Raw genomic sequence first — 11,460 nt, 5'->3', positions numbered from 1 at the left:
GTTCATTTATTTTGAATAATATCTGGATTATTAGTTAGGATTTATAGTTTTAATTAGAGAAATATAAATAAATATTTTTCAATAGTGAGAAACACCTAAGCTATTCGATAATAATTAAAATAAATTAGTATTAATAAATTTTAGAAAAATGGCGAAAAGTTTATAGCTATCACAACAAATTTGAATAAAAAATAATTTAATATCTAATATTTATTTGATAATTATCTTTATTAACATTAAATAATTTTCGATAATAGCAAAAAAAAGTTGCTAAAGCAAAATAGACTTTTAAAGCATGATTTTGATCCGCAGCGACTTAAAAATATTTATATTTTCAAAAAGAAATCTAAACCAAAAGTTAATAAAGTTTGAAAAACTGTATAAACACCAATGATCAATTATGCTCTAAAAAATATATATATATTTTACTTTTGTATACTTTGGTTTGAATTAAGTTTTGGATTTGAATGGGGAATAGGGGAAGGAATAGTTTACAAGAATTTATTCGTCTATAAATTTTTATTGCCATAGGATGAAATTTTGATTCTTTATTTTTATAAAAAAAAAGTTCTTCAACTCTAAATTTTTGCTTGTGTTTAGATAAAAAAAACTTAAGGCAAAAAATTTTAGTTAAATATTTTATTAATGTTTTATGCAGAAGCTATTTTAAGTCCGATGATAGAAATAATAAGACAGACAATAAAAAATAGACGCAAAAAATCTATTGACTCGCCAAAATAAAGAATACCAATCACAGCTGTTCCCACTGCTCCCATGCCAGTCCAAATAGCATAAGCTGTTCCTAATGGAATAGTTTTTAAGCTTAAGGAAAGGGCTAAAAAGCTGCAAACCGAGAAAATAAAAAAAATAGCTGTTGGCCATAAACGAGTAAAATTATTAGACAACTTTAGAAAAGTCGTAAATCCTATTTCAAATAAACCAGCAATCAATAAATATATCCAGCCCAAATTAAATCTCAACAAGTAAATAGTTAAAAAGAATTACAAGTAATGTCTCGGGTAAAATCCTTTATAAGAATCATTTGATAGATTAAACCTTAAAGAATTTCAAGTGCTAAATTTTTTGCCTTTCGTTTTGTTTTTAAATGAAGCTGGGTGTCATCCTGTTCATTTTTATTATATTAAATTGAAATATTAGTGTTTGCTTGGATCGCACTGAGTCGAAAATAATTAATAATTTTTAAGTGGTTTATGTAGCATTTGATTCTCTAAGTAACTTGGTACAGAGATTAAATTAAATATTTCTCTCTATTTTGGGTAAAAAGTAATATTTTAAAAAAGCGTTGAATTTGTGAGTCACAATCTCCAGCATTAATTAGAAATCAATTTTTTAGGAATGGAGCAAAAAGTAGCCAAAAGGTGCTGAAGAACTTGTAGCGTTTCTTTGAAAATATCGCCATCGGGTTCGAGTAAATCTAAACTCTTTTGATCAAACCACTGATAAATTAAAGTTTCGCTTGGCGATGAGCTTTTAGCGGAGATTAAATTTGCTACGTAAATGAAATCCATGTGTTGGTGCGCTGGTTGATCTTTATAAGGGGGGATTTCTTCTAGTAGGCATAAATAGGGTCTTTCAAAGCTATTTGCATTCCAATAATTCACCCAAATATTTTCTTGGGAAATCAATTCAATTTCCAAACCTGTTTCTTCTCTCACCTCCCGACGAGCTGCTTCTACTGGTGTTTCATTATTTTCTACATGTCCACCAGGAGGAAGCCACTTTTGAAGTTTAGGATGTTTAATTAACAAAATTTTTTGATTATTAATAATGTAAACACTTGCTGTAAACTGTTTATTCATGTAATAAATCCAAATTCAAATGACTCTAATTTTAAAAAAAAATATTTCTGCAATTGATGTTAACGAATTGTTGATTTTTTCGTCCCATTATTTAAAGGAGAAACCAAATGGATGATTTTAAAGCTCTTATTATCACCATTGAACGTTTGTTAGCCCCAAATGGTTGCCCATGGGATCGAGAGCAAACGCTTCAATCGATGCGAAGTTCAGTTATTGAAGAAGTCTATGAACTAGTAGAAGCCATCGATCTTGAAAACAATGAAAAAATTAAAGAGGAGCTTGGCGATCTTTGTTTCAATGTGATTTTTTTAGGAAAACTGGCTGAACGAGACAAAAAATTTTCTTTGCATGATATGTTGAAAGAGATTAATGAAAAACTGATTAGGCGGCATCCTCATATTTTTGAAGAAGTTCAGCTTGATTCAGTTGCACAAGTGAAGCATCAATGGGAAATAATTAAGAAAAATGAAAAAGGTAATCGGTGGAGACAGAGTGTATTGGACGGGATTCCTAAAGATTTCCCTTCACTGGCGCGGGCAGAGAAAATGATTAAAGAATTTGAAAAAACCGATTTTGCATGGCAAAATCGAGGACATTTTTCTTCCCAAGAGAACCTATTTGCGCAAGACTTATTAAATTTAATCAAAAAGGCCTCTCAAAATGGAATAGAGGTAGAAACAACACTTCGTAAAATGCTATCTCAATTAGAACAACAATTTCGTCAGTGGGAAAGTGCTCAAAAACGTGCAGAATCTGCTTGATAGAAAACCCAATTCGTTATAAAATAAAGTTTTCTTAGAGTTTACCGATAAATAAAGTTTAACCGGGGACCTCATGGAATAAATTAGTTCGAACCAGGTCAGGACAGGAATGTAGCAGCCTTAAGAATCATACTTTATGCCTTGAGATAATCTCCGGTTTTTTTATTTTAATCTCAAACTTCCTTTCTTCTGATTTCTTCAACCAGGTTTTCCTTTTCAGCTATCGCTACGAATGCTTTTCGCTTAGGAAGAAAATTGTAATGACTAGTTCTTTGTTACTCCAAATAAATTCGCATATAGATTCCTCTGTATGTAAAAAAGAAAGGTTATTTTGGGATGATTTAAGAAGTAATTGGCTAAATAGTTTGAGAATAGACTAGAAATAGATCACTGGAAATTTTGTTTGAAGAGCAAACTAAGTTTTTTAAGCCGGGTTCATTTTTGAATTTAGTTTGTTTAAAGTGAGGGATCTTGCGATGCTTAGGCGCATTTTAGGGGATATTGTAAAGCTTTTCGAGTTTAAGAAAAAAAGCATGGTAGCTTATTTTTTTGAGTCAACGATCTCAAATTCTGTATAAATTTCATAGGAAAAAAGAAGGGTAGTGCCCATAAGGATTAAGCAATCCTAGCTAACTTATGCAAAGAATAATCGTTAATCTTTTTTATTTGGTTCCGCAATCAATTCTGCACAAATAACAAAATCATAAGCATAGTCGCCCAGATGTGTTTTAGGCATAATCCTTACTTAGATTAATGTGATGCATAGAATATGTTTGAAGTCTTTTTAGATAGTTTTCTGTGATAGTTCAAGCAATTGATTTTTAAACCTCATCTCAGCCAATTTCGCAATTTTCCACCATTTAATTCGACATAATTAGTGAGTCATGTCCAAATTATCTTTAAGCACTCTTTTTGCGTTCGGTTTCTAAGAGAAGTAAATTGTTCAAGATTAATTAACCAAATTCTTTCAAAGATTGCTCGCATTCTTTTTCGTGAGATAGATGTAGAAGGGAATGGTTAGGAGCTACTAATATGGAATTAGTTTTAATGATTTTTAAAATACATGTAAAACTAGTCAACATTCACAGAATAATTTATATAAAAGAGTTTTTTGATAAAGGTCAACCCGCACTATAATTAAATGCGATGAACCCATAACTACAAACGAGTTTGACAGATGTTAGGTGATGTAGAACTTCAAGAACATATTCAACAACACGTGAATACATTAGCTTTTGGATTAATTTTAGCTATTATCACAGGATATTTTGCATGGCATAAAGGGTTTTTTCGCCCTTTTCCCTTTACTTGTGTTCCTGTGATTAGCGGGAAAAGTGTTTTAAAAGGTTTCATGGCTTTTATTTTAGCAGAATTGATTGTATTTCCAGCCTTGCTTGAGGTGATAACTCAAATTTTTTTTGATATTAGCTTACAACATTTATCTAGTATAGCGAAAGGATGGGTTAATGTTCTGATTATATTCGGAGGTTTTTTAGCTGTCTTAATGGTTTATTTTGACTTGAATCTTAATGTAAGATTGCAGATTTTTAAACAAACTCCCCTTGTTTGGTACAAGCAATTGAGTATTGGGATACAGGCTTGGCTAATTAGTTATCCTTTTGTGATGGTGTTAAGCCAACTGCTTGCAATTTTGATGTTAGTGATTTTTAAACAACCGGCTACAGAACAAATTGTTGTAGAAAATTTTAAACGCATTCTCTCAAGTCCTCTTTTAGTTTCAGTAACAGCTCTGGAAATTATTGTCCTTGTGCCTATTACAGAGGAATTTCTTTTTAGGGGACTTTTACAAAATTGGTTGAAAAGTCAATTCAAACATACTTCTTTAGCAATTGGAGTAACCTCTTTGATTTTCGCCCTATTTCATTTTTCTACTAAACAAGGAATTACAAATATTGAATTGTTATTTTCTCTGTTTATTCTTTCTAGTTTTTTGGGATTCATCTACGAAAAACAAGGTTCGTTATGGGCATCTATTGGACTTCACGGATTTTTTAATATGATGAGCGTCATTTTTATTTTAATGTCGAAATAAAAAGGTAAACAAATGAAATATATGCGAGCGAGTGTGTTTTTGTTGATTTCTATGATGAGTCATCTTTTTTCTCAAGAACAAGAGACTTTAACAAATGCAAAAGTTTCTACGGAAGACCAACATTTTAATATTGTCGTCGATGGCAATAATCGTTTTGCTTTTGCGTTATTACAACATTTAAACAAGCAATATAAAGGAAATATTGTTTGCTCTTCTTATAGTATTGCGTCTGGTTTATCTCGATTAGCTCTTGGGGCAAAAGGGACAACCTTAAATCAAATTCGGCAGATTTTAAATTATCCTATGAGTTTCAATCCTCTTATTGGTAGCTTAGATCAATTTTTTGTTACCATCCCTAAAGAAAAAAATGGATCTCAAGTCTTTTTAGCAAATTCGGTTTGGTTACAAAAAGATGTATCAGTCATCCCTGCTTATCAATATGCCTATAAAAAAAATTTTTTTTCAGAACTTCAAAAAATTAATTTTAAAGAAAACTTTGTTAATAGTTTAAAAGAGATTAATGATTGGACTCTAAAACAGACAGATAATCGTATTCATAATATCGTCAACCCCCAAGCATTTTCAGAAAATAACCAATTTATTTTGACGACAAGTTTTTATTTAAAAGGGACCTGGAGAAAAATGTTTCCGGTAGGACAAACAACACATAAACCTTTTTATATTAACTCCAGCCAAGTCAGACAAGTAGATATGATGCATACGCTGGGTCAGTATCTAATTTTGATAACGGAAAAATTAACGATGATTGAAATTCCTTATTTAACGCAAGAAGGTACTACCCCTGATTTTTCCCTTGTTATTTTACTTCCTAAAGAGAAGATGGGATGGCAAACAATTCTTGAAGAATTAAACTTAGAAAACTGGAAAAATTGGACTAAAAATTTGGCTTCTCAGTGTATCAAGCTTAGTTTGCCTCGTTTTAGAATAGAGCAAAAATTGCAATTAAACTCTGTTTTACAAGCGATGGGAGCCAAAGAATTATTTACTCCACAAGCTGATTTAACGGGAATCACTAGAGAAAAATTGCAACTTAATCACGCCATCCACAAAACGTTAATTCATATTGCAGAAGAAGGAAGTGATTCAAAAGCTTGGGGGGTAAATATGGAAGAACCAGAAGATTCTTCACTGCAAGAATTACTGATTGATCATCCTTTCTTTTTTTTGATTATCGAACGATCGACGCATTCTGTTTTGAGCATAGGACGTGTTTTGCAGCCATAATTTTTTTAAAAAAGGTATCACTATCCTTAAAAAGTTTTATTTATTATGATGAAAGAGATTTACGGTTGGTATAGGTAAGTCAACGATTGCATCCAATGATAATAAAAAGTTGTAAAGCTCATTGACTTTTTTGAAAATGAGAAGAAATTTGATTAATTTCGAATCACTCTTAAAAGTATCTCAACGGTATTTTTTTGTTAATAGAGATATTAATGATTTTACGACCCCATTTTAGGTTTTACCTTTTATTATGGCTCTTCAAGGAATGTTCTATAAAACCTTAGTTTATGGCATCTCAGATGTTGGTCTTGTTAGGCAAAATAATGAAGATTCTTGGGGACAAATTCTAGAAGATCATTTTTTTGTTTTAGCAGATGGAATGGGCGGACACCGTGCCGGCGAAGTTGCTTCAAAGGAAGCTGTCAGCCAACTTTGCGCAAAGTTTAAAGAAAAATTCAGTCTTTGCTCAAAAGATATCAGATCTTCTTTCGAAATGATCAAAGAATCCATTCAGGAAGTCAACTACAACATTTATAAAATGGGCCGCGAACAAGAGATACTTCGTGGAATGGGGACAACATTGTGCTGTGTTTGCCTACATTCAGAAGGGGTGATTTTTGGACACGTAGGAGATAGTCGAATTTATCGATTGAGAGATAACAATTTAAAGCAAATTACTCAAGATCATTCTCTGCTTCGAGAACTTATTGAATTAGGTCAGTTAAGCGAACATCAAGCGTGCGAATTTGCTTATAAAAATATCATTACTAAAGCAATTGGTACAGGACCTTTTGTCGAACCTTCCCTCAAAATAGATTCCATTGAAGTAGGTGATGTTATTTTGATGTGTACAGATGGATTAAGTGATTTATTAAGTATTCAAGACATTCAACAAATTTTATCAGATACTCCTGATGATGAAGTTACCAAAAAATTGGTAAAAGTGGCGAAATCGAGAGGAGGACACGATAACATCACAGTTGTGGTTATTAAAGTTCAGGGAAAATATGAATCGGCGAGTCTATCTTGATTGCAATTCTAGCACCGCGATCGATCCTCGCGTTTTGAAAGTTTTGATCCAAGAACTTCAAGAAGAAGAGGGAAATCCTTCAAGCGTTCATTATCACGGGCAGTTCTGTCGTAAAAAATTAGAAGAAAGTCGCCAAATAATTGCTCGCTTTCTAAAAGTCAAACCACAAGAAATTATTTTCACTTCAGGCGGAACAGAAGGAGCTAATCTTCTTATTAAGGGGGTTCTTCAACGTTTTTCTTTGGGACAGATCATTTCATCAAATGTCGAACATGCCTGCGTTGATGAAGTTTTGAAAGAAATGGAAAAACAAGGATATTCTGTCACGTTTCTTAAAACAGGTTCATGGGGCGCTGTAGATCCACAAAAACTAAAAGAAGCTATTGGATCTCAAACGCGACTCATTACTTTAATGGCTGCTAATAACGAAACAGGCGTAAAAACAGATATAGAAGCTTGTGCCGCGATTGCTCAAGAGGCTCAAATCCCTTTTATTGTGGATGGGGTTGCCTTACTCGGAAAAGAAATGTTTAATATTCCTAAAGGGGTATCAGCTATGTTTTTTAGTGGCCACAAAGTGCATGTCCCTAAAGGAATTGGTTTTTGTTTTGTTCGACAAGGGTTAAAATTAATGCCTCAGATAATAGGAGGGGGTCAAGAGCAAAATCGTCGATCAGGAACAGAGAATTTAGCAGGCATTGTTGCTTTAGCAGAAGGCATTTCTATTTTATCGGAAAGTCAAGAAAAGATTACTAATCAATTACGCTTAAGACGAGATCAATTAGAAAAGGGATTGATCAATCAATTAGATCACGTGACCATTAATGGCGATGCTCCCCGTATCGCCAACACTTCTAACTTATCATTTGTTGGTATCGATGGAGAAACACTCTTGATGCAGTTAGACATGCAAGGGATTTCTGTGAGTCATGGATCTGCCTGCTCATCAGGAGCTCTTGAACCTTCCCGTGTCTTGTTGAATATGGGTTTTTCTAATAAACGTGCGGGATCTGCGATTCGCTTTTCTGTGGGTCGTATGACAACAGAGGAGGATATTAAACAAACGATTCAAGTTCTTGTTAAAACTATCACGAAATTTAAATCCAAATCTTTTACTTAGACATGCTGAGGCATGGAAACAGGAACTTAGTGTGTTTGATTATCGGGAGGATAAAAAAAAACTTTTTTCTTTCCTTCAGGAACAAGACCTAACCCCTTCATTAGAGTAAGCTCTATCCAAGCTAGGTCGCTCTGACTATTAATTTGCCATTTTAAATCTTGTTGTTTTTGAAGAGCGTTCTGTTTTTCGTTTTGCAAATTGATTAGTTGTTTATTTAGAAGTAAAAAATCATGATTTTTCTTTTTCAAGCCACTTTCGTACAAAATTGCGCACAAAAGCAAAAAAGCGATGACCCACCAAGAACGAATAAAAATTTCTCTATAAAAGAAAGATCGCATCAATGCCTTCAAGAATGATAGTTAATGAACAGAGTTTATTTCTTTTGGAAGGGGTTTGTCAAATGATAAAACTCGCGTTGAGTCATTTTAGTTTCGCTCATGTCTATTTTTAACCCATCTAGTCCAAGCATATTTAAGTAAAAAAAACGGGTGTTGAAAAAAATACTTAAAGGTTGCCCAATACGTAATTTGAGTGAGAGGTTTTTTAACTAAAGATTTTGTTTTTAAACCCTCGTCTATCCAATCTCGATGAGGATTAAATAAGCTAGAAGGAAGTGCATCAATGGAGAAAAAGGCAATATCACTCGTTTCATTTGATAGCTGAGGGGTTCCTTCTCTCAATTTGCAAAGGAAAACAAAAGTCAAGGTTGCTAAACGATTAATTGGTGTATATTCAGCAACCTGCCTCATGACTTTGACTTTCAGATTGGTTTCTTCCCAAATTTCTCTCAAGACAGCATCAAAAGGCTTTTCTCCTATTTCAATTCCGCCACCTGGAAGCACCCAAACTGGCACATCTTTTCTTTTAACCAATAAAATCTTTTTTTCAGTTTGATCTAAAACTATTCCTATTGCAGCAGGGAGCATGGGCATACCCTTATTTTAGGTAAATAAAAAATGTATATTTTATACTTTTGTTGAAAATATTACTAATTTGAATTGTTGTATTGACAATTTTCCTCGTGGAATCAGGGAGAAAAGATAGCAAGTAAATTTTCCTCTAGCAATATTGCGGGAAGGAGAACTAACGATAGTATTGACAAAAAGTATTGTTTTTTATAGTCTTTATCATTCATCTGCCCAGATGGTGAAATTGGTAGACACGCCAGATTTAGGTTCTGGTGCCGTAAGGTGTGTAGGTTCGAGTCCTATTCTGGGCATATTCCAGGACACTTTTTTAATTAGAAAGTGTCCTTTTTTATTTTAAGCTACTTAAGTAGAATTAAAAATAGCTTTTTGCCTTTAAATTCTCAGTTTTAAAATATAAGATTTAGAAACTGACGTTTTCTACCCACTTTAGAACTATTAAAGTTTTCCTTTATCTGACGAGCAAGCCTAACCCCATGAAAAAATCTTAGTATAATTTGTATAAACAAAAAATTTTACATGGCTGAAGCGACAATTTTAGCTTTAGTGTTAAAACTCTATGTCTTGCAAGCATAAAATTTTTATCGTCAACATTTCTTTAAATTTTTCTTTGCCAATAAAATTTTTTTGTATATGTGTATGTTTTATACACCTCTAAAATTTAGTTTGATTCTAGGCTGAAAAATCATTTGGGCTAAGAATTTTAATCCTTCTAAAAGTTCTAAATCAATTACTCAACCTTTTGTTATTTTCAATTGCGCCATTTTAATAAATTTGTTCCAAAATTCGTTGAATTTAGGAGATAGTATGCCAGATTTATTTCCATTAGACTCTTACACTCCGTATCCCTTGATATTTTCTCCTCAAAATCATGCCAAATCGATGAAATTGCATTCGTTTCCACGCGTCAAACGTAGTGCGGCACAAAAATGTGTGACGGGGCAGAATGGTTACAAAAGGGGAGTCGCTGCTCATTTTTGCACAATGGGGAAATAGGGGAAGTTTTAAATAGAAAAGAGGCGCTTTCTGTTAAAGAAAAAAACTTATATTCAACAGGTCCCGGAATTGTACAGCTGAACAAAAAGGGAATTTCGCTTGCGATTGATCGCAGAGCAGCTCTCTTTTTTCAACAAATTATTTCTTGTTACAAGATGTCAGATTTCATTTTTTCGGCAAGAGGGGCGGATGATCAAATAGGAAGTTCTCCTAAATTGAAATTCTCTAGCAAAAAAGGGAAAAGCATTATTCACAAACGAGAAGCTGCACACTCGAGCACGATTCCTACTTTAATTGCGCATGCTAAGGATGGATCGACTCCTAGTGGCTTTGTGTATTTAAAAGGCGGATCTTGTTATGACCAACATAATGCGACAGTGGGTATGCATGAATGTGTCAATGGCGCCGATGAGCTCATTGATGGGAATGGTCAGGATAAAAAACTTCGTGAAACTGCTGTTAAAATACTTAATTTAGTTGCTGGTGGTTTAGACCCTATGTTAGCAATGAGGCAATTCTTTGAAGCTTTTGAAAGCCAAATTGCAGAAACAATGAAAACTTTAGACGCCGATGATTTTAGAAAACACGTTTTGGAAAAATACCAGCAAAAAATTGTTAAAATTAAGACAGCCGCTAAGCATAAAGAATTTTATGATCGATTATTAGGTGTGATCATTGATTCTAATGATAATAGAGAAAGAAAAATACGTGAAGTAACATATAAAAAAAGGTGTGAAGTAATTTTATTACAAGATGTTGTTGAAAGCCGCATTGGAAAAAGAATTGATGAGGTACGTAAAAATTTCGAAGTAAGAGAAAGGAAATTTTTGGAGTATGCTTTACTAAAAGAATTTTCTAATACCGACCAGCGTCAAATATTGGAAAAATTGTTTGGTAAAACAGCAGCGATTTTTGAAGAAGAATTTAAAAAAAACAATGATGGGACACAACGGATTCAGGGTAAAAACCTTAGTGATTTGAAACGTTTTCACATAAGTGTAGATAAGTTAAAAGTAAAATATAAAGTTCAAATTCAATCTCTTACAAGGAGCTTGCGAGCAGATTTCCGGGAATTATCCTGTGCTGAAATGAGCTATCGATCTAGTTTATTTAAAGATTTGCGTAAAAGAGTTAACAATTGGACGCAAGTTAAATTTTGTGAGGAATATCACAAAAAGATAGGTCACACAATTAGCCAAGCTTGGGTTTCACGTAGAGAGCAACTTTCTCGGCTTAATTTAAAAATTCAATATAAAACGAGTTTATCACAACGTAGGCATTTGATTACACTAGGTGAAGCGATAAATTGTGCCAAAACTTTCAATGTCGAGGCCGGCCTATTTCTTCCTGGCTTAATTACATCTTAAAGGTAAATTTATTTTTTGTTCCCTTCTATCGATGTTGAAGAGAGGTTTTTCAACATCGATAGTTATATTAATTATTTGATGGATTTTTTCATTTGAACGCGTTATATCAAAGTTTTTTAGAGATTAATTGCTTATAAGGGAT

General features: G+C 33.1%; 11 protein-coding genes, 1 tRNA gene and 1 other RNA gene. 9 read left to right on the top strand and 4 right to left on the bottom strand.

Annotated elements, in window-relative coordinates; genetic code table 11:
* Positions 1-650 precede the first annotated feature (650 nt).
* Both BU804_RS04170 and BU804_RS04165 read right to left on the bottom strand, forming a co-directional pair.
* Positions 651-968, bottom strand: coding sequence for a DMT family transporter (locus tag BU804_RS04170; RefSeq protein ID WP_075883105.1), 318 nt, complete (start codon positions 966-968; stop codon positions 651-653).
* A 363-nt stretch (positions 969-1,331) separates the two neighbouring features.
* The gene (locus BU804_RS04165) at positions 1,332-1,820 is read right to left on the bottom strand and encodes an NUDIX hydrolase (protein ID WP_075883104.1); all 489 of its coding nucleotides are present in this window, start codon (positions 1,818-1,820) and stop codon (positions 1,332-1,334) included.
* A 107-nt stretch (positions 1,821-1,927) separates the two neighbouring features.
* Between BU804_RS04165 and BU804_RS04160 the strand changes: the two genes are divergently transcribed.
* The 6 genes from BU804_RS04160 to BU804_RS04135 all read left to right on the top strand — a co-directional run bounded on the left by BU804_RS04160 (position 1,928) and on the right by BU804_RS04135 (position 8,029).
* Positions 1,928-2,581 carry a MazG family protein gene (locus tag BU804_RS04160; RefSeq protein ID WP_075883103.1) on the top strand — a complete coding sequence of 218 codons (654 nt, stop codon included), beginning with the start codon at positions 1,928-1,930 and terminating at the stop codon, positions 2,579-2,581.
* Between the two features lie 61 nt (positions 2,582-2,642).
* An RNA gene (ffs, locus tag BU804_RS04155) (signal recognition particle sRNA small type) lies at positions 2,643-2,742 on the top strand.
* Positions 2,743-3,758: 1,016 nt separating this feature from the next.
* Positions 3,759-4,634: a CPBP family intramembrane glutamic endopeptidase gene (locus BU804_RS04150; RefSeq protein WP_075883102.1), complete on the top strand. Its 876-nt coding sequence runs from the start codon at positions 3,759-3,761 to the stop codon at positions 4,632-4,634.
* Positions 4,635-4,646: 12 nt separating this feature from the next.
* Positions 4,647-5,879, top strand: coding sequence for a serpin family protein (locus BU804_RS04145; RefSeq protein ID WP_075883101.1), 1,233 nt, complete (start codon positions 4,647-4,649; stop codon positions 5,877-5,879).
* Between the two features lie 250 nt (positions 5,880-6,129).
* Positions 6,130-6,909 (top strand): Stp1/IreP family PP2C-type Ser/Thr phosphatase, encoded by a 780-nt coding sequence (locus tag BU804_RS04140; protein ID WP_079988597.1) that lies wholly within the window; start codon positions 6,130-6,132, stop codon positions 6,907-6,909.
* A complete protein-coding gene (locus BU804_RS04135) occupies positions 6,887-8,029 on the top strand; it encodes a cysteine desulfurase family protein (RefSeq protein WP_075883100.1) in 1,143 nt (380 codons plus the stop codon). Before BU804_RS04140 ends, BU804_RS04135 begins: the two co-directional genes overlap by 23 nt.
* A 26-nt stretch (positions 8,030-8,055) precedes the next feature.
* Here the strand turns inward: BU804_RS04135 and BU804_RS04130 are convergent, their stop codons facing one another.
* Together BU804_RS04130 and BU804_RS04125 are read right to left on the bottom strand one after the other, a co-directional pair.
* Positions 8,056-8,367 carry a hypothetical protein gene (locus BU804_RS04130; protein WP_075883099.1) on the bottom strand — a complete coding sequence of 104 codons (312 nt, stop codon included), beginning with the start codon at positions 8,365-8,367 and terminating at the stop codon, positions 8,056-8,058.
* Between the two features lie 87 nt (positions 8,368-8,454).
* On the bottom strand, positions 8,455-8,955 hold the full coding sequence (locus BU804_RS04125; protein ID WP_075883098.1) for an NUDIX hydrolase: 501 nt from the start codon (positions 8,953-8,955) through the stop codon (positions 8,455-8,457).
* Between the two features lie 211 nt (positions 8,956-9,166).
* Between BU804_RS04125 and BU804_RS04120 the strand changes: the two genes are divergently transcribed.
* From BU804_RS04120 to BU804_RS04110, 3 genes are all read left to right on the top strand, one after another.
* Positions 9,167-9,248 (top strand) — tRNA-Leu (locus BU804_RS04120).
* Between the two features lie 514 nt (positions 9,249-9,762).
* Positions 9,763-9,951 (top strand): hypothetical protein, encoded by a 189-nt coding sequence (locus BU804_RS04115; RefSeq protein ID WP_075883097.1) that lies wholly within the window; start codon positions 9,763-9,765, stop codon positions 9,949-9,951.
* Entirely contained in the window at positions 9,933-11,318 is a 1,386-nt protein-coding gene (locus BU804_RS04110) for a hypothetical protein (protein ID WP_075883096.1), read from the top strand. The genes BU804_RS04115 and BU804_RS04110 overlap by 19 nt, the downstream gene beginning before the upstream one ends.
* Positions 11,319-11,460: the final 142 nt, after the last annotated feature.

Source organism: Candidatus Protochlamydia sp. W-9 (genome assembly GCF_001950615.1).
Lineage (GTDB): Bacteria > Chlamydiota > Chlamydiia > Chlamydiales > Parachlamydiaceae > Protochlamydia > Protochlamydia amoebophila.
Note: the sequence above shows the minus strand (reverse complement) of the source record. Positions and strands in the feature narration are given on the sequence as shown.